The 18664-nt window shown below is 48.6% G+C and carries 21 protein-coding genes; 6 read left to right on the forward strand and 15 right to left on the reverse strand.

The window, feature by feature from the left end; genetic code table 11:
- Window positions 1–98 precede the first annotated feature (98 nt).
- Complete coding sequence (locus ACKU41_RS11080) at window positions 99–1541, forward strand: HAD-IIB family hydrolase (RefSeq protein WP_321400777.1); 1443 nt, start codon at window positions 99–101, stop codon at window positions 1539–1541.
- 105 nt (window positions 1542–1646) lie between these two features.
- Complete coding sequence (locus ACKU41_RS11085) at window positions 1647–2681, forward strand: alpha/beta hydrolase (RefSeq protein WP_321400779.1); 1035 nt, start codon at window positions 1647–1649, stop codon at window positions 2679–2681.
- A 45-nt stretch (window positions 2682–2726) separates the two neighbouring features.
- Here ACKU41_RS11085 and rnhA read toward each other — a convergent pair whose 3' ends face one another.
- The 3 genes from rnhA to ACKU41_RS11100 all read right to left on the reverse strand — a co-directional run bounded on the left by rnhA (window position 2727) and on the right by ACKU41_RS11100 (window position 5236).
- Complete coding sequence (gene rnhA, locus ACKU41_RS11090; protein ID WP_319777436.1) at window positions 2727–3191, reverse strand: ribonuclease HI; 465 nt, start codon at window positions 3189–3191, stop codon at window positions 2727–2729.
- A gap of 8 nt (window positions 3192–3199) precedes the next feature.
- Window positions 3200–3769: a TPM domain-containing protein gene (locus tag ACKU41_RS11095; RefSeq protein WP_321400782.1), complete on the reverse strand. Its 570-nt coding sequence runs from the start codon at window positions 3767–3769 to the stop codon at window positions 3200–3202.
- 99 nt (window positions 3770–3868) lie between these two features.
- Entirely contained in the window at window positions 3869–5236 is a 1368-nt protein-coding gene (locus tag ACKU41_RS11100) for a phosphomannomutase/phosphoglucomutase (protein WP_321400784.1), read from the reverse strand.
- A 286-nt stretch (window positions 5237–5522) separates the two neighbouring features.
- On the opposite strand from ACKU41_RS11100, the gene hflK reads away from it, so the two are divergent.
- The 3 genes from hflK (at window position 5523) to glf (ending at window position 8831) form a co-directional block, all read left to right on the forward strand.
- Window positions 5523–6596: an FtsH protease activity modulator HflK gene (gene hflK, locus ACKU41_RS11105; protein ID WP_319777439.1), complete on the forward strand. Its 1074-nt coding sequence runs from the start codon at window positions 5523–5525 to the stop codon at window positions 6594–6596.
- 11 nt (window positions 6597–6607) lie between these two features.
- Window positions 6608–7468: a protease modulator HflC gene (hflC, locus tag ACKU41_RS11110; protein ID WP_321400786.1), complete on the forward strand. Its 861-nt coding sequence runs from the start codon at window positions 6608–6610 to the stop codon at window positions 7466–7468.
- A gap of 238 nt (window positions 7469–7706) precedes the next feature.
- Entirely contained in the window at window positions 7707–8831 is a 1125-nt protein-coding gene (glf, locus tag ACKU41_RS11115; protein WP_321400787.1) for a UDP-galactopyranose mutase, read from the forward strand.
- A gap of 147 nt (window positions 8832–8978) precedes the next feature.
- Here the strand turns inward: glf and hemW are convergent, their stop codons facing one another.
- The 5 genes from hemW to ACKU41_RS11140 form a co-directional block, all read right to left on the reverse strand.
- Entirely contained in the window at window positions 8979–10175 is a 1197-nt protein-coding gene (gene hemW / locus ACKU41_RS11120; protein WP_321400789.1) for a radical SAM family heme chaperone HemW, read from the reverse strand.
- 30 nt (window positions 10176–10205) lie between these two features.
- Window positions 10206–11039, reverse strand: coding sequence for a universal stress protein (locus ACKU41_RS11125; protein ID WP_319777443.1), 834 nt, complete (start codon window positions 11037–11039; stop codon window positions 10206–10208).
- A gap of 104 nt (window positions 11040–11143) precedes the next feature.
- Entirely contained in the window at window positions 11144–11698 is a 555-nt protein-coding gene (locus ACKU41_RS11130; protein WP_319777444.1) for an epoxyqueuosine reductase QueH, read from the reverse strand.
- A gap of 52 nt (window positions 11699–11750) precedes the next feature.
- The gene (locus ACKU41_RS11135) at window positions 11751–13223 is read right to left on the reverse strand and encodes an Rne/Rng family ribonuclease (protein ID WP_319777445.1); all 1473 of its coding nucleotides are present in this window, start codon (window positions 13221–13223) and stop codon (window positions 11751–11753) included.
- 51 nt (window positions 13224–13274) lie between these two features.
- The gene (locus tag ACKU41_RS11140; protein ID WP_319777446.1) at window positions 13275–14261 is read right to left on the reverse strand and encodes a radical SAM protein; all 987 of its coding nucleotides are present in this window, start codon (window positions 14259–14261) and stop codon (window positions 13275–13277) included.
- Window positions 14262–14619: 358 nt separating this feature from the next.
- Here ACKU41_RS11140 and ACKU41_RS11145 point away from each other — a divergent pair, with 358 nt between their 5' ends.
- The gene (locus ACKU41_RS11145) at window positions 14620–15555 is read left to right on the forward strand and encodes a tRNA (adenine-N1)-methyltransferase (protein ID WP_321400792.1); all 936 of its coding nucleotides are present in this window, start codon (window positions 14620–14622) and stop codon (window positions 15553–15555) included.
- Window positions 15556–15630: 75 nt separating this feature from the next.
- Here the strand turns inward: ACKU41_RS11145 and ACKU41_RS11150 are convergent, their stop codons facing one another.
- From ACKU41_RS11150 to ACKU41_RS11180, 7 genes are all read right to left on the reverse strand, one after another.
- Complete coding sequence (locus tag ACKU41_RS11150) at window positions 15631–15747, reverse strand: hypothetical protein (protein ID WP_407944430.1); 117 nt, start codon at window positions 15745–15747, stop codon at window positions 15631–15633.
- 15 nt (window positions 15748–15762) lie between these two features.
- Complete coding sequence (locus tag ACKU41_RS11155) at window positions 15763–15918, reverse strand: hypothetical protein (RefSeq protein WP_321400794.1); 156 nt, start codon at window positions 15916–15918, stop codon at window positions 15763–15765.
- The gene (locus ACKU41_RS11160; protein ID WP_321400796.1) at window positions 15918–16139 is read right to left on the reverse strand and encodes an addiction module protein; all 222 of its coding nucleotides are present in this window, start codon (window positions 16137–16139) and stop codon (window positions 15918–15920) included. The genes ACKU41_RS11155 and ACKU41_RS11160 overlap by 1 nt, the downstream gene beginning before the upstream one ends.
- A gap of 303 nt (window positions 16140–16442) precedes the next feature.
- The gene (locus tag ACKU41_RS11165) at window positions 16443–16730 is read right to left on the reverse strand and encodes a hypothetical protein (protein WP_321400798.1); all 288 of its coding nucleotides are present in this window, start codon (window positions 16728–16730) and stop codon (window positions 16443–16445) included.
- 193 nt (window positions 16731–16923) lie between these two features.
- Entirely contained in the window at window positions 16924–17691 is a 768-nt protein-coding gene (locus ACKU41_RS11170) for a Fic family protein (protein WP_321400800.1), read from the reverse strand.
- A gap of 120 nt (window positions 17692–17811) precedes the next feature.
- Window positions 17812–18267 carry a YccF domain-containing protein gene (locus tag ACKU41_RS11175; RefSeq protein ID WP_321400801.1) on the reverse strand — a complete coding sequence of 152 codons (456 nt, stop codon included), beginning with the start codon at window positions 18265–18267 and terminating at the stop codon, window positions 17812–17814.
- 172 nt (window positions 18268–18439) lie between these two features.
- Complete coding sequence (locus ACKU41_RS11180; RefSeq protein ID WP_319777450.1) at window positions 18440–18613, reverse strand: hypothetical protein; 174 nt, start codon at window positions 18611–18613, stop codon at window positions 18440–18442.
- Window positions 18614–18664 lie beyond the last annotated feature (51 nt).

Below are 18664 nucleotides of genomic sequence, written 5' to 3' on the forward strand. Positions count from 1 at the left end.
ATTTATATTAATTTTATTAATCCGCGCCAGCAACGGCGAAGCCCTAACAAAAAGTTTTGAAGAGTCCAGAGGGCCGCCGGGAGCAAATGGAGCTTTCCGTGAACATATCTTCTATTCTGAAAAAAATATTTCCTGAACCGCTCGGTCCGGTTTCGAACAAACTAACCGATGAACTGGCGGCTTCCTTCTTCCCGGCAGACTCAACCAGACTGGCCCACATGCGGCAGGCCTGCAAAACCGCCCGCAGACTGGCCGACCAAATGGACTACGATGCCAGGACAGCGGAAAAAATAATTACTGCAGCCCTGTTTCATGACGTCGGTTACTCCGAGAAACTGAAAAACACCGGTTTTCATCCCCTTGACGGTGCCGCATACCTTGCCCACTGCAATGCTCCGGAAGATTTGATACGAGCAGTTCTCTGGCATTCCAGCACCCCGGTGGAAATCGAAAGCTTACCGGAAATAAAGGCAATATACGATAATTTCCCCGGTCCAGATTACGACAGCCCCATTCACAAAGCTGTGGCCTATTGTGATTTCAGGACCTCCCCCGTTGGAGAATCCTATTCCTTCGGCCAGCGCATTGCTGAACTTGAAAATAGATTCGGCATGGATTCCGTACCTCCTTCCATAGCGCGTAAAACTCTGCCCTACGCCCGTCAGAACCAGCAGGACTACACCAGAACAATCTCCTGCGCGCAGGGTAAAAGTCTGCCCTGGATTTTCTGCGATATCGACAACACCCTGATCAAACCCGGCGAACGCATTGACCGCAGATCCTTAAATGCCATTAACCGCTACACCACAGCAGGCGGACATTTTTCGCTCATCACCGGAAAACATATGATCAGCGTACCACACCTGATCAGCAGTGTCGGAGAACATACCGCCCATGCCGGAGTCAACGGTTCGGTGATTGTCCGCAACGGCAGGCTGGAGGTTTTCGGGGATACAGTAGAACCTTTCAAAGCAATCGAAGACGCTCTTATCAGTGCAGGTGTCAACTATGCCACTTACGTGAGCGACGGAATATGGACCCGTTCCGATTTGACTCCCAAAGAAATTAATGACTTTGCCATGGTCGGTGAAATCCTGCCGAAATCAGGACCTACCCCGGAAGACAAAAGCGCCATTAAAATCCTGACCTTTTCACACCGTGACCAGATTGAACAATGTGAACTTGTACGCAATCTGGCCCATGAATACGGCATGAGCTGCGTGCGTACAGCCGAAGACTTTCTGGAAATAGGCCCTGCGGGACACGGCAAGCATTCCGCCATGATGCAGATAATGAAGGAAGCAGGCTGGTCAGACCTCAACTCCATTGCCATCGGAGACAGCGAGAATGACTTGACCATGTTCGGGCATGTGGGCTTGAGTGCTGTAGTCGCAAATGCCGCTCCCGAAGCTTTGCCTGCAGCAGACTTGCACATCCCCGCCTGCGATGAATACGGAGTAGCCCGTCTTCTAGATGCACTGGTTGATTCGGCTCAATCCGGGTGCTGGTCTATCCCCAGTAACTGGCTTGCAGACTATTAAATACGAGTTCTATTTTCAGACCGGTTGCGGCTTCCAGCCGTTGTGCTATAAGAATTATACAAAAAATATAATTTTAATACGCACGATTAAGGAAGGCACTCCGGTATGAATAGATATTCTCCTGCAAAAAACGCGGCAATTATTCTGACTTTTGTCTCTCTGCTAATAGCTTCGGGATGTTCAAAAAACAGCACTGAAACCATCAATAAGTGGGGAGATGACCTTACCAGGGCCCTTACTACTGAAAATCCTTTTCAAGAAATCGAGCTATTCTACGGAACCGACCGCCGGCCTGGAGGCAGCACGGTTCCGGATAAGTTTTTCAGCAATGAGAACGGCGACCTGAGTTGGGGAGCCTGCACCGTAGCAGTTCCTTACGATAAAAAAATTAAAAACCTGAAAAAATCACGGTTCACCATGACTTCTTATGGGTTGAGCCCTGCAGGAAGCTACACGCTGAAAGACGTACGCCCGCTGCCCTCTCGTTCGTTTGAGACCATCCTCTCCAAGCGGATTGCAAATAATCCTGACAACTCCGCGCTGGTATTCGTACACGGTTTTAACGTTTCGTTTGGAGAAGCTGCCCAAAGCACTGCCCGCATGAGCTACCAAATGCAATATCAGGGCGCACCTCTATTTTTCAGCTGGCCGGCGCAAAGCGACTACAGACAGGACGAACAGAATGCGATGTCCTCTGTCCCGAAACTGACCGAATTCATCAAAACCGTCACGGAAAAACTGGATGCGGAAAACATCTATCTCATAGGGCACAGCATGGGCTGCCTGCCGCTCTGCAAGGCATTGACGGAAGTGCAACTCGCCCCGGAAGACATGGCGCGCATAAGGGAACTGATCCTCATCGCCCCGGACATCAACCGCAGCACGTTTGCAGAAACCATACTGCCCCGGCTGCACAATACCGGTGCGCTGATCACAGTCTATATATCTGATGATGATGAACAACTGACCCTCGCCCACAAAAAACGGGCCGGAGTCAGGCTCGGGGATGTTGTCAACAACTCGGATATGCCGGGCATAGACTTTGTGGACGCATCCAAAGTGGATACCAGCATGTCTGCCAAACCACGCTTTGTTAAAAAGACAACTATCTACAACGATATATCAAGTGTGATTAAATAATTTAAAAGGGGGTGGAAGTAAAAACTTCCACCCCCTTTTAAATTACTAAGCTCCCTCGTCTTCAATCAGATCACCGGATGATGCAGCGGTGCGGGCCAGATCGTCACAACGCTCATTTTCCGGGTCCCCGGCATGGCCTTTAACCCAGCGAAAGGTCACGTCATGGGTTTCCAAAAGAGGAATGAACTGCAACCAGAGGTCCTTGTTCTTGACCGGCTTCTTGGCTGCGGTCTTCCAGCCGTTTTTCTGCCAGTTATCAATCCACTTCTTGGTGAAGGCATTCTTCACATACTGTGAATCTGTATAGAGGGTGACTTCGCAAGGTTCCTTTAGTTCAGTCAAAGCCGCGATAACCGCCCTCATCTCCATACGGTTGTTGGTGGTCTTTTTGTAGCCCTGTGAAAGTTCCTTGCGATGTTCGTTAAAAAGGAGCACAGCTCCGTAGCCACCCTTACCGGGATTACCGAGGCAGGAACCATCGGTATAAATTGTAAGTTTCTTTTTAGACATTAAATGCGTTATTCCTTGTGAACTGAAGATTCAGGGTCGGGCAAACCGTCATTTCCATCTGTGCTTACTTTCGGAACGGACTGATTGGAATCAACATTCACCAGCCGTTCCCAGATCATGGATAGACAGGTCATGAGTGAAGCAGGCCACTCATCATCAGAAAAATGGTTGGTAAAATGTTTGTTTTCAAGCTCGGAAATAAATTTTTTACCCAGGGCATGACGAACAAGGCCGGGAAAATACATGCCCACAGTCTGAGTGGGCGGAGAAATCACAATCAAGAGTTCCTTGGGATCAACTTCCTGCTCTGTGATCGGATCGAGAATAATCTGGATACGCACCTTGACCCCGAACTCATTACGCATGCTCCGGATAAAACCCTGAGTAAAATCCCGCTCGGATTTGCTCAAAACTTTGGTCTGATCCCATAGAGCGTTCCGGGCCTGAATTTTTTCCAGCGTGGACTGGTTGTTAATCCAGAAGGCGTACACAACCAAACCCAGGATTATGGCCATCCCGATTATTCTCAAAAATTTTTCCGTGCCGGTCTTACCGTGAGGTTTAATAAACAATGCCATGGGTCATACCTTGTTCAGCTAAATATATTAAAACAGTATAAAAGCATTACCTTCAAGTACTGGTGGTATCAAGTATTTACTCTTGTATAAAAAAGACAGCTAAGCCCCAAGCTCCTTTGCCAGCCTCTGCAGCAGGGATTCCACGGCCTCTTTGATTTCCGAAAGCTGTTCCTCTGAAGAGGCTTCAAAGCGCAGAGTCAATGCAGCCTGTGTGTTTGAAGCCCGCACAAGCGCCCAGCCGCCTTCAAAAACAACGCGCACCCCATCTGTGTCTATAACCTCATAATCTCTGGCAAGCTCCTCTGCTGCCCTTTCAACCAGCTTGAACTTGATTTCCTCGGGATATTCAACACGCAGTTCCGGAGTAAAATAAGTTTGCGGCCATTCATCCCACATTCCTGAAAGCGGAATATCTGCGTTGGAAAGAATCTCCAGCAAGCGCAAAGCGGAATAAAGGCCGTCATCAAAACCGTAAAACCGGTCGGCAAAGAAAATATGCCCGCTCATCTCACCGCCCAGTCCGGCCCCGGTCTCAATCATCTTGGCTTTCATTACCGAGTGTCCCGTACGGGCCATGAGCGGCTTGCCGCCGTGTTCGGCAACATCATTGAAGAAAAGATGGCTGCATTTAACATCGGCCACAACTGTCTCACCGGGTTTGCGTTCCAGCATTTCACGGGCATAGACTGCCAGAAGCCTGTCTCCGGGTACAAGATTGCCCTTCTCATCCACTGCACCGATACGGTCGGCATCACCGTCAAGGCCGATCCCCACTTCCGCACCGTGCTCGACAACCGCCTTGAAAAGATCACCCATGTATTCCGCAACCACCGGGTCCGGATGATGGTTGGGGAAATCTCCGTCCGGTTCGCAGTACTGGGGAATAACGTCAGCACCGGCGCGGCGCAGCAGCTCGAGAGCAATATGGCCCCCGGCTCCGTTTCCTCCATCAAGCACAACTTTCACCGGGCGCTTGAGCTTAATGCCGGAAAGCAGATCTTCAAGATAAAACGGGACAATATCATGATAAGAGACCATGCCGTTTCCATCAACAAAACTGCCCGACTCCATGATCTTGTATATTTCCTGAATGTCATCGGTATGTATTGTTGTCTCATTCCCCCAGACCTTGAAGCCGTTGAATTCTGGAGGATTATGGCTTGCAGTGATCATAACCCCCGCCTTGTAATCCAATTTCTTCGCTGCAAAATAAAAAACAGGGGAAGGTACCAGATTCAAAAATAGGACATCAACGCCGGAGGCATTGAGCCCACGTCCCATGGCCTGCTGGTAGGCCGGGGAACTGTGCCGGCAGTCATGACCGACCACGGCCCGGTCCCATCCCCGGGAGCGGAACCATGTACCGCAGGCCCGTCCCAAACGCTCCACCCATTCTTCATCAAAGTCCTGATTCACAATTCCACGGATATCATAAGCCCTGAATATCTCTTTCCTGATTTCCTTCATCTTATTCTCCGGCAAGGTTAATTAGATCAAAACTGCAGATAAAAGGTAATTTAACATGTGTCAAAACCAAGGGCCAAAAAGTATTCTTTTTTTAAGCAACTGCTTTTAAGGTTTTATCTTTAGGAAAAATTGATATAATCTGTGCATATTTGTTAATGCGTCACAGGAAACCGATAACTCCCCCTGATTGCTGAACACACGCACGGAAGTTATTATTTCATTAACATGCAGGCCAGCGTATCCGATTTTCCTTGATATGTCGGTCCATCTCACCTATCAAATTTACATGAACTGGGACTGGGACAAATTATCTGAACAACGGCAGAGGAATAAAGGCGGAGGAGGAACTCCTAAACCGCCTAATGTGGATGATATCAACTCCACGATCAAAAAACTCCGCGGAACCGGCGTGCCGGGCGGGAAATTTATCATCATCGGCATCATCCTGCTCTGGTTTCTTTCCGGGGTGTATATTGTTGAACCGGATGAAGTCGGTGTGGTAACAAGGTTCGGTAAATACGTGGATACCACCTCACCCGGACCGCATTACCACCTGCCGATTCCCATTGAATCGGTCATGAAGCCTAAAGTCACACAAATCAGACGTGTGGAAGTGGGTTTCCGTTCCTATGGTTCTTCGCGCTCCTTCACCCAAGGACAGTCGCGCAATGTACCCGAGGAATCCCTCATGCTGACCGGTGACGAGAACATTGTCGATGTTCAGTTCATCGTACAATACCAGATCAAAGATCCGGTGAACTATCTTTTCGAAGTCAGCAACCAACCGAAAACCATTCAGGATGCTGCCGAAGCAGCCATGCGTGAAATTATCGGTAAAACCAAGATCGAACTGGCCCTGACTACCGGTAAGCTCCAAATTCAGACTGAAACACGTGGCCTGCTGCAAAGCATTGTGGACCGCTACCAACTCGGAGTGAATGTACTGGCAGTACAGTTGCAGAACGTGCATCCGCCGAACGAAGTTGTGGACGCCTTTAAGGACGTTGCATCGGCCCGTGAGGACAAAAGCCGTTACATCAACGAAGCGGAAGCATACCGCAACGACATCCTGCCCAAGGCAAGAGGTCAAGCAGCGGTTATGGTTAACAAAGCGGAAGCCTACAAGGAATCTAAAATCCGCCTTGCGGAAGGTCAGGCCAAGCGTTTCATGGCTGTGTACAAGGAATACAAAAAGGCCAAAGACATCACGGTTAAACGTATGTACCTTGAAACCATGCAAAACATCCTTTCCTATCCGAGCATAGAAAAAGTGATTCTTTCCAACGATGCGGCCCAAAAAACACTTCCTTTCCTTTCTCTGGACGGAAAGGGACTTCCCATCAACACCGGCAAAAAATAGGGGATAAGAATATGAGTTTACTCAAAAAAGGTTCCGCTCCCCTGGCAATACTAATTATTGTTGCCGTACTGGGGATTGCACAGAGTGCATATATTGTTAAGCAGACCGAGAAAGCCATTGTGCTCCAGCTTGGTAAGCCCAAATCTGGACCCATGGGACCGGGGCTGCATTTCAAGCTGCCCTTTGTCCAGAACGTGATCTACTTTGATTCACGCCTTCTGGAATATGATGCCCGTCCGGCTGAAATCCTGACCAAAGATAAAAAGAACATGGTTGTGGACAACTACTCCAAGTGGCGCATAAGCGATCCCTTGCAGTTCTACCGCACCGTGCGCTCCATCCCCCGTGCCCAGGCCCGGCTGGATGATATTATCTACGCGGAACTCCGTGTTGCCCTCGGTCGCTATACTTTGATCGAAATCATCTCCAGTGACCGTACTTCCATAATGGAAGAAGTCACCCAGACCTCCAATGCCCTACTTAAGCCTTACGGTATTGAAGTCCTTGATGTTCGCATCAAGCGTACGGATCTGCCGCCTGAAAACGCCCGTGCTATTTACGGACGCATGCGCGCAGAACGTGAACGTATGGCCAAACAATATCGCTCACAGGGTAGCGAAGCAGCGGCCCGCATCACTGCACAGGCCGACAAGGAAAGAACCATCCTGTTTGCTGATGCGAACCTCAAGTCCGACATCCTACGAGGTGAAGGTGATGCAATCGCGACCAAAACCTATGCCGAAAGCTTTGGTAAAGACCCGCGTTTCTATGAATTCCAGAAATCTCTCGAAGCCTACGAGAAAGGATTCAGAGCTGGAAAAACGAAGCTGATCCTCTCGCAGGACAACCCGTTCTTGAAGTATATGAAATAAATCCTCACTGCGCTTCGCGTGTTTGGATGAAAAGATTTTGCCTCCGGCGGCTTAAACCCTTTGAAAGGGTTTAAAAATCCCAAACTTTTTTAGTAGGGCTTCGCCGTTCAGCTTGGCAAACTCGACATGATTAGAATAAGCCCGTAGTATCTCAAGATATTACGGGCTTTATTTTTTTCGGATTTAGAAAACCACACTGTGAAGCTTATTGATAAGTTCCCCAGCAGCCGGAGACATCATGGAGTATAAACATATCATAGTAGGTGCCGGAATTACCGGTTGTACTGTTGCCAGACACATTGCTGATAACATGGGCGAGAAAGTCCTTGTCATCGACAAACGCAACCACATCGGGGGCAACTGTCACAGCCAGATTGATGAAGAGACAGGAATAGAAATCCACAGCTACGGCACCCATATTTTCCATACCAAAGAGCGGCGCGTCTGGGATTTCCTGAACCGCTTCACAGAATTCAACAGCTATCGCCACAAGGTAGTGACCACCTATAAAGGCCGGACCTTCCATATGCCGGTCAATTTGCAGACCATCAATTCCTTTTTCGGGATCAGCCTGAAGCCACACGAGGTGGGCGACTTCATCGCCAGCAAGAGCGCACAGGAAAACATTATCAATCCTCAAAACCTTGAAGAAAAAGCCATCAGCCTCATCGGGCGTGAATTGTATGAAGCATTCGTAAAAGGCTACACCCTAAAACAGTGGGAATGTGATCCCAAAGAGCTGGATGCATCCATCATCACAAGGCTGCCCTTCCGGCATACCTATGAATGCGACTACTTCACCGACCGCTATCAGGGGCTGCCGTGGAACGGATATACCAAAATGTTCGAACGCATGCTGGACCATGAACTCATAGAAACACGGCTGAACTCTGATTTCTTTGAATTGAAAAACGAACTGCCGCAGGACTGCAGAATCTACTACAGCGGACCGATAGACAAATACTTCAACTACTGCCACGGGGAACTCACATGGCGTTCCCTGCGCTTTGAATACCGGGTGGAAGACGTTCCCGACTATCAAGGGACCTCTGTCATGAATTACGCCGATATAGACGTTCCCTACACCCGCATTCATGAATATAGGCACCTGCACCCGGAACACGAAAACAAAAGCAAGCGAACGGTCACAGCCCGCGAATTTTCCATGAAATGGAAGCAGGGAGATGAACCGTACTACCCGGTAAACACGGACGCAGACCGCAACCGTCTGGAGTTATATTTAGAGGAAGCGTCAGGACTTGATAAAGTGCATTTTCTCGGCAGGCTGGGCCGCTACAAGTACTACGACATGGATAAAGCCGTGCTGGCGGCACTGGAATTTTGCGACGGGAATCTTAAATAACTGACGATTTATCAACCAACGCGGAAAAACCTTATTAAAAAGTTTTGAAGAGTCCAGAGACTCTTTTCTCAAAAGTTTCTTTGGACTCCGGAGGGGTGCCGGAGGCATTCTTAATCAAAAGCGCGATAGCGCATCAAATCTGCTTCCCTAACTGAACGCAAGGGACTCCAAAATAGAATTTGAAACCAGCATGCCGTTCTTGGTCAGGCGCAGATAGCCTGCACTCATACGGATAAGTCCGTTCTGATGCAGGGCCTTGATGATTGACCCTTTTTCCTTGGTCAGGTCGCGTCCGGTAAGTTCCGTATAATCGGATAGCTTTAGGCCTTTTGTTGTCCTCAGGCAGAGCATGATAAGTTCCTGAGCCTTGATTTCATCGGTGAGTTCCTCAAAATCATCCCCGACAAAGCCACCCCTGACAGCAGCATCATATTCATCCATGTAGCGAGGATTGGTAAATCTGCGGTTGCCGATTGTGGAGACTGCTGACGGGCCCAGTCCAAGATAATCCATGCGGTCCCAATATCCCTGATTGTGACGGGACATAAAACCCATACGCGCAAAGTTCGAAATCTCATACTGGATGTAACCCATGGATTCCAGATATTCAGCCCCGTAAATAAACATACGGGCCTGTTCCCCTTCAGGGGGCAGTTCCATATCAAGATCTTCAGCCCGTTGCCCGAAAACAGTCCCCGGCTCAATAGACAGCCCGTAACAGGACATATGCTCCGGTTTAAGATGGACCACAGCTTTTAATTCATTGTTCCAATCCTTGACTTTCTGGCGCGGCAGCCCCCAGATCAGGTCAATGCTGATATTGCCGAACCCGGCTTTACGGGCCAGATAATAGGCTTCCGTTGCCTGCCTTGCGGAATGCGGACGTCCAAGAATTTCAAGGTTACGGTCATCAAGAGACTGAAAACCGAGGCTGAGCCTATTGATACCCATATCGTAGAGGGCTTTGAAATATGAAATATCATTTGCGGAATCGGGGTTGGCCTCAAGGGTTATTTCCATCCCCTTGGTAAAAGTAAAGTGTTTGCGCAGCGCGTCCATGATCAGCTCAAGCTGAAAAGGAGAAATCAGGCTGGGGGTTCCCCCACCGAAATATACCGTGCCGATACGCGGACTCTTTAATCTCTTGCCCCAGAGTTCAATCTCGGCCAACAGGGTCTTCATGTACCATGCAAAACTGACCTGCTCAAAAGGCTGGGAGTGAAAAGCGCAATAGTTGCATTTGCGTTTACAGAAAGGCACATGAATGTAGACCAGAAGGTTTCTGGACTCACTGCCGTCTCCACGCAGCAGCGGAGCATTAAAAAAAGCCGGGGGCATTCCCATATATAAAAACCTTAACAGATCTAAACAAGTTTACTGACTAACCCACAAAGCAGCCCCTTCCAGTTGCTGCAGCAACTTCACGCTAATCGAGCGGGGAAAAAGCTTTTCAATTGCGGTCTTGTCATGAATGCCCCGTCCGGCGGCAACAGCGGCATAAGGCTTACTGGCTACCTGCTCTAATACGGCCTTGACCACATCATCCCCGTCAACAACCAGTTCATTAATGCGTTCTGAAGCGACGCCGTTTCCTTCAAGGTGTCCGCGGGTGATCTCAAAAATATCTTCCGAAGTTGTCGCACCCTTCTCTTTGGAGTTATGCACATGGAGCATTGTGATGTCATGGTTGGGGTTATCCCCGAGCATAAACCCCACATGATCCGCAATTCTCTGCGAAGGGGCATCCTCGTCAACACAAAGCAGCACATCCTTACGGGGACTCTCCACCGGGCATTTACAGAACCAGAGGGGAAAATCAATTTCCTCCCAGAGAACCTTGGAACCGACGCTGTAATCGAAGAACTCCTCAACCACGGACTGGGCCTGCCGACCTAGAATGACTGCATCATACATGCCCTTGTGCCCTTCCTGCACTATCTCTCGGGCCGTGTTCCCACGGGAATGCATACTCTTTATGTCAATCTTGCTTTCTTCGCAAAAGCTGTGGTTGATGAACCATTGCCGGGTCTCTTCCAACAATTGCCGTCCCTTTGTCAGTGCTCCTTTGCTCCAGGAGTTCTTAGGAGGCGCTACATTAAAGAGAGTGATATGCACATCACATGGTGAGTGAAAAAAATCTTTTATAAACCTGACCGCATATGAAGCTGTGTAATCCGTACGAACACAAACCAGAAGATGCTTTTCCATGTCAACCTCATCCTGTTGCTATCAAAATATATAAAAAAGCAGCCACACTGCTTTCGATTCTGACACCTTAGAACAGAATAACCACAGAGAGACATTAAAACAAGCTAAGAGTTGATCAGCTCCTTTTCATAACGCTCATTTTCGCTGAACAGGCAACCGCAATACTGCTGGCGGTAGATGCCCATTTCCTTGGACCGTTCAATCCCTTCTTTCCAACCTTCGCGAAAATCGTAGTAGTAAAATTCACACTTGCTTTTCCCGGCCATATCTTTTCCAAGCTCGGCAATGCGTTCATGCTGCTGGAATTTGCTGTAAAGCAACGTAGTGGTATAAAAGTCGAAACCGCCACGTTTGGCAAGGGAAAGGGTCCGCTCCAAACGATCAGCGTAGCAATGAAAGCAGCGGTTGGCTTCACGGAAAGCCGCATTGCGGAACCATTTTTTGGAATCGTATTCATCAAGCCTGCCGATGACCTTTACATTCATCTTTTCGCAGACTTCAAGAAAACCGTCCCGGCGGCGCAGGTATTCCTGCAGGGGATGAATGTTAGGATTGTAAAAAAATGCGGCAACTTCAAAGCCCTGATCACGCAATGCATCGATAGTGGTGATGGAACAAGGACCGCAACAGGCGTGGAGGAGTATTCTTTTAGAAGACATATTCTTAGTTATCAGAGAGGGAGCGTTGAACACTCCCCCTCTGATTTATTAATTATTCATTCCACTGGATTTCGATATTAATCTTGGTATCGAACATCTTTTCGTACTCGATGATTGCATCGCGCTTGTGATTAAGCAGGTAAAGAGACAGTTCCTCTTCCGCCTCGTAAACCAGTGGAGACTCTGCGGTGGGCTTACGCAGCATGCGGTAAATATCTTTAAGGGCCTGCATAGCCTGCCATTCCATATTGCGGCGGATGCCTGTGCCGTCACAGCAGGGGCATGCCTCGGTGGAAACGGCAATCGCAGATGATCCCAGACGCTGACGGACCAGCTCCATGAGCCCGAAACGGGAGATTCGGCCCACATCGGTACGAGCACGGTCACCCTTAAGCGCGGCCCGCATGGTCTTTTCCACTTCGCGGCAATGCTTGGGATCTTTCATCTCAATGAAATCGATAACCACCTGACCGCCGAGGTCGCGCAGCTTGAGTTGGCGGGCAATCATTTCAGCACTTTCTTTGTTGGTCTTCAACGCCATTTCCTTGAAATTGCGTTCGCCGCCGATCTTACCGGAGTTAATGTCGATTGCGGTCAGGGCCTCGGTCTGATCGAAGACAAGGCGTCCGCCGGAGGGCAGATTTACCTCGCGTCCATAAATCTGCTCAATCTGCCTGACCAGATTAAACCGCTCCCAAAGGGATTTGTCGGTATCGGAATGCAGCTTGACCAGATTTGAACGGCGGGGAAAAGACAGAGTTGCCAGTTTCTTGACCTGCTCCAGAGTTTCCTGATCATCAACCCAGATTTCAACAACATCGGAAGACAAATAATCACGCACGGCACGAGCAGCCAGACCCATTTCCTCATAAACGAGAGACGGAGGCTTTGCGTCCTGCCCCTTTTCGCGAATGTCATTCCAAAGACGGGTCAGGAATTTAAAATCGCGACGAAGGGCGGATTTGCTCTGGCCCTTGCTGGCGGTACGCACGATAACGCCCACCCCGACTCCGGGATTGACCTCTTCGATGAGTTCCTTAAGTCTTTCGCGTTCCTTTTCGTCTTCAATCTTACGGGAAATACCGATCTGCTCCCGTCCGGGAGTGAGCACGAAATAACGGCCCGGAATAGAAAGATACGAAGAAAGGAACGCGCCCTTCTTGCCGGTGGGTTCCTTTACCACCTGCGTAAAAATCTCCTGTCCCGGCTTAAGCACCTTCTGGAGCAGAGGATAGCGGTGTCCTTTCTTGAGCTTGTAGACGCCCTGATAGTATTCAGGATGCACCTCATCAACCTGCAAGAAACCGTTACGTTCAGCCCCGTAGTTGATGAAAGCAGCCTGCAACGCGGCATCTATGTTGTGAATGTAACCTTTGTAAATGTTACCTTTGGTCTTGGCCTGATGGAGCATTTCAACGTAATACTCAATAACCTGACCTTCCTGAGTCAGCGCTACTTCCACCTGTTCGCCGGGGAGCACGCTGATAAACATTTTCTCTTTTTTCTTCTGTTTTTTACCTGTCATTTTCAATCCAAAGAAAAGTTATTAAATTTTCCCCGGACCCAGAAGCTTATGTCATGATTCTCCGTCAAGCCTGCAATCGTAATAGATGTCATTTCCTGTCTGCCTGACGTGCAGTCTGCCGCTTTTTTCCAGTTCCACGAGCACCTGATTCACCTTATCCAAGGGAATCTCAAGGGCTCCGGAAAGCTGTTGCGCTGTTTGCGGCCTGCGCATGATAGAAGCCTGAATCCGGTCAAATGCGTGGGAGTCTTCGCCCTGCACATGGGCCAGAGTCTCCACACCGCTCCTTTTCTTTGCGCCGGTCTCAGGTCCGCAATCCCTGTCTTTGCAGGGCGCGGCATCAAGAACCTTTTTCCAGCGGCCTAGGGTCTCGGAATTAACCGGACCGGCCTTATCCAGAGTACCGGGACGCGAAAGTGTGACCACATCAATGCGGTCCGGGGCAAGCTCGGCACAAAAATCTTTCATAAGAGAAAGGTTCTCATCCGAATCGTTGTATCCCCGTGAAAGGAGCACTTCCAGAAAAATCTTACCGTTGAACTCCTTGCGGAATTCGATCAGGGCTTTGGCAATTGCCGTGGGGTCAGTCCCTTTGCACGGCCTGTTTATGGCCCTGAATTCCGAAGCAACAAGGGAATCCATGGATGGAAGCACCACATCAGCTTCCAGCAGTTCCTTTCTCACTTCGGGGTCCGTCATGGTGGTCGCGTTTGTCAGCACGGCCACTGGCATGGACGGGAAAAGTTTTTTTATGCCGCGAATTATTTCCGGCATCTCTGCATTGAGGGTCGGCTCTCCCAGCCCACCCAGCGTTATAACCTCGGGCGGCTGATGCCCCTCCTGCTTCCATTTCTCCAATTCCTCAAGAATGTCAGCCGCTGGTACATAAACATCACGCTCACTGGAAAGCAGGTCGGTTTTGCCTACTTCGCAGTACACACAATCCATGGAGCAAATCCTGCGACCAAGAAGGTCCAGCCCCAGTGAACGCCCTATCCTACCGGAAAAAACCGGTCCGAAGACATATCTATAACCCATAACGGCCTCATCAAGAAGCAAAAAAAATAATTAAATTTGATGCGCTTCGCGCTATTGATAATCTGATTTCGCCTCCGGCGGCCAAAGGAGCTAAGCCCCCTTTGGAATCCCTATTGGCGAGATATGGGGCAAACAAAAGAATGGCCCTTTCGTGATTCCAACTGTGATTTTTGCAGGAGATGTGTAAAAATAGCTGCGCGAAGATAAATTTCATTCAATGCGATAGTTAAACACTTATTCTTAAATGTCAAAAAACTCAAGAGCTATATGTATCATACAGATGATACATTATCTGTAACCTTGACTTTATACGGTTTCATCCGTAATCGGGCCGTAGATCAATTCAGGAGGAAGTCTCATGCTTGACGCAGGACAACTAATTTTGCTCGTAAACCCCAAAGGCAAGCGCTATCTGCGCACCCTCAACGCCGGGGAAGAAATACATACACATGACGGCATGATGTATACCGACAACATCCTCGCCGCCGGGTACGGAAAGGTTGTGGAAACCCATCTGGGCCACAAATACCAAATCCTTAAACCCACTATCTACGATATCATCAAAGGCCTCAAACGCCAGACCCAGATCATGTACCCCAAAGAGATCAGCTACCTGCTGCTCAAGCTGGGTATCGGTCCCGGAACTCGCGTAGTGGAATCCGGCTCCGGCTCAGGAGGCCTGACCACCGCCCTCGCCTACTACGTAGGTGATACCGGTAAGGTCTACACCCACGAAAAACGCCCCGAATTTTATAAGCTGGTCCGCAAAAATCTCGAATGGGCCGGACTTGAACACCGCGTTGAACAGTTCAACCTGAACATTGAAGACGGCTTCCTCGCCAGCGATTGTGACGCCCTCTTCCTCGACGTACCGAACCCATGGGATTACCTGCACCACATTCCCAAAGCAGTAATCCCCGGTGCAATGTGCGGCTTCCTGCTGCCGACTACCAATCAGGTCAGCGACCTGCTCAAGGCTATGGAAGATATGCCCTTCGAAGAACAGGAAGTCTGCGAAATCCTGATCCGCCACTACAAACCCGTGGCCGAACGCCTGCGCCCCGAAGACCGCATGGTAGCCCACACCGGATACCTCGTCTTTGCCCGCAACATGGCCGGCTGCGAAATGAGCGTGGAACCGCCCAAGAAAAAGCGTGAGAATCGCGGCAAACCAGCTGCTGATAAGTATCATGTAGACCGCAAGGACATGATTCACGCCAAAAAGGATGTTGAAGAAGCTGGAACCGAAGAAGCTAAACCAGCTGAATCTTCTGACGAGGAAAAGGCTGAATAAGTTCTGTTGTGGATAGTTGAAGATATTAAGTGAAAAGCCGGGTCTCCGTAGGAGGCCCGGCTTTTTTAGGTATGCTTAAATGCGATTTTTCCAGTGCATAGGATTTCTGCTCATGTGCATAATTGCTACAACCAGCAGACAATCCTGCCGAACTTGATAAATTACAGCGTAGGGGAATCGTGAAATACGTATCCGCCGTGTTCTTCTCTAGATCAAAGACCAAGCTTCAGGGTGTTCTTCCATGCGGGAAAGTGCGCGTTTTACTTCAGCCGCAAAATCAAAACCTAACCCGGGACTCTGTTCATTATACCAAGAGACTGCTTCGTTTAATTCCTGCTGCGCACAGGAAAGAAACCTGATCATTATTCCTGCCGCCCAATGCAGTCAAAAACATCATCTGCAGAAACTGAATCAATTTTACCCTGCTCAAAAGCGTCTATCCGGCTTTCGGCTTCATTGGCCCATTTGCTGTCAATGGACTTACGTCTTGAATCAAAGCTTGCCAGCAAAGACTCAATCAGTTCGGCTCTCTGCACCGGTGCCAGCTGTAGGGCCTGATCAGTTATGGTGGTAAGATCAATCATATATGGCTCCTTCTTACTGATTAAATATAGCTAAAAGCATGGGGAGTTTCAATCTTATTCCGGGTGAGCGGCCCATAAGCGTGAGAATCGCGGCAAACCCGCTGCTGATAAGTATCATGTAGACCGCAAGGACATGATTCATGCCAAGAAGGATGTTGAAGAAGCTGGAACCGAAGAAGTTAAGCCTGTTGAATCTTCTGACGAGGAAAAGGCTGAATAAGTTCTGTTGTGGACAGTTAAGGTTTTGAAGATGAAAGCCGGGTCTCGTGAGGAGGCCCGGCTTTTTTGTTTTGACACTGCAACTTATTTTTTATCGGCATAAAGGCTTGCTACACATTTGCCACAAATTTTCTTACCGTCATTTTGCATCTTAGCCAGCTTAGTGCGTAATTTATTTTCACCGACAACATCATCATAATAGAATATAGAGAGGCAATCATCTCGTTTTTCACCACACAAAGACTTTTTCTTTGGCGTTTCACACTCTTCACCCTTCTTTATGCATTCCACTACATGATAGTTTTCAAAATTATCACCATCAAAACCATCAGGTTCCACGACAAAATACTTCTGATTCTCCACTTTAGACATATATATGCCTCCATGCTTAAATTGTTTTAGAAAAAAGACTCATACCATTTAAAACTACTAACTAAACTCTCACGCATATCACAAAAATAAGCGAGGGTATTATTTTGATGTTTCAACCTACGCTAAACAAAAAACCCCGCACTCAACCGAGCACGGGGCTTTTCCAATATCCAATGAAAAATCTAATAAATATTTATTTCACCCGCTCCAAAACCCCACACAAACTCTTCAAAACATACCCGGCGATCAACTCAATAAATTCAATCTTCTCGTCCTCAAGATTGCACTTCTCCAATGCTCCATAATAAGCCAGACGACTATCTGTATCCCCTGCGATGTTAACCACCAAGTAACCACGCTGTATCAGAATCAAGTTCATGACCAAGCGTGCAGTTCGCCCGTTGCCGTCTATGAAAGGATGGATGGTAGCGATACGCTCATGTACTTCCGCAGCAAGCACTACGGGATGCAGGACAGGCTCGTTTTCCTCATACCATGCAACAAGCTGTTCCATGAGCACGGGAACCTGCCACGGTTGCGGGGGAATATGACGACTGCCGGAAATAGCCACCGGGACACTGCGGTACTTGCCTGCATTTTCACGGTCTATGCCTTGTAAAATTATAGCATGGATGTCCTTGATTACCTTCTCGGAAAAATTTGCGGCATCCGCGGATAGTTCGCGGATATATTGAATGGCTTCGTAATGGTTAACCGCTTCAAGATGCTCCTGCATGGATTTGCCGCCGATGGTCAGCCCCTTATTGATAACCAGATCGGTCTCGCGCAGGGTCAGGGTATTCCCTTCAATACGGTTGCTGTCATAGGTGTATTCTATATTCAGGGCGTCTACGATCTGAGAACTGACTGAATCACGGCATGCATCAAGCTGTGCTTTGCGCTCATCAATTTCGCGCAGCAATGCGCTCAGGGGGTCGGGCTTAAGATAATCAGTAGGCATAGAAACTCCTTTAACACAAAGTATTTGCTTAGCCTATGAAGGTCAATCCGCTATCAAACAACAAAAGCCCCGCACTCAAACGAGCACGGGGCTTTCAAATATCCAACAAAATTTCAACAACTAGCGGATATGCTTATCAATAGCATCCTCATCCTTGCGCCGCTGCACTTCATTCGCAACAACTGCGGGTACGCAGACCATGCCTACGGGATTGAAGATGGTCCGCAGGGACTTTGCCAGCACCAAAGCTACCGGGATACCCACAATTGATATTGCCAAACCTACTATCTGACAGATGGTAATCAGCGCGAAAATGACCCCGAAAGGAATCCAGAGGATCATGATGATTATGGAATAAGCTTCCCAAGCGGGATTGGATTCCACATTGAGGTCCTCTTTGGAGACCATAGACCAACTGAAGGGCGCGAACAGGAACTTACTGTACTGAATCAGCCCCAGACCGAGCGGAGAGGCGACTACGGTCAGAACCAGCAATGAGCCTAGCAGAAAGAACATGATCGCGTTTACGAATCCGAAGAAAGGGAAATACCACAGGATGTTTCCGAGTGTTCTCATTTTTTAACTCCGAAGTTTTAAGCTCCACCCCGCAACTACAAACCGTATTGCGTACAATTGCATATTCTTTTTTCCTCTTATCCAGAGAAAACATCAAGCCTTATTCCAACCTAACATAATGCCCCGCACTCACACGAGTACGGGGCTTAATTACACTCATGTAATAGCCGAACTATCTCGACCATTCCCTGATCTTTTTAATTTCCTGCTTATCCACCTGAATGTGCTCCAGAAAGGCCTGATGCTTTTCCGGGTACAGCTTTTCAAAAGCCTTATGCCAGTTATGCATGTCTTCGTCATTGAATCCGGCCTCGCGGAATATTTCTGTCCATTTCTCCTTGTTCATTTTGAACTCCTGCTCTTGATTTGCAACCATGTGGCCTGCATGGTTACGATT

The sequence above is a fragment of the Maridesulfovibrio sp. genome (genome assembly GCF_963678865.1).
Taxonomy (GTDB): domain Bacteria; phylum Desulfobacterota; class Desulfovibrionia; order Desulfovibrionales; family Desulfovibrionaceae; genus Maridesulfovibrio.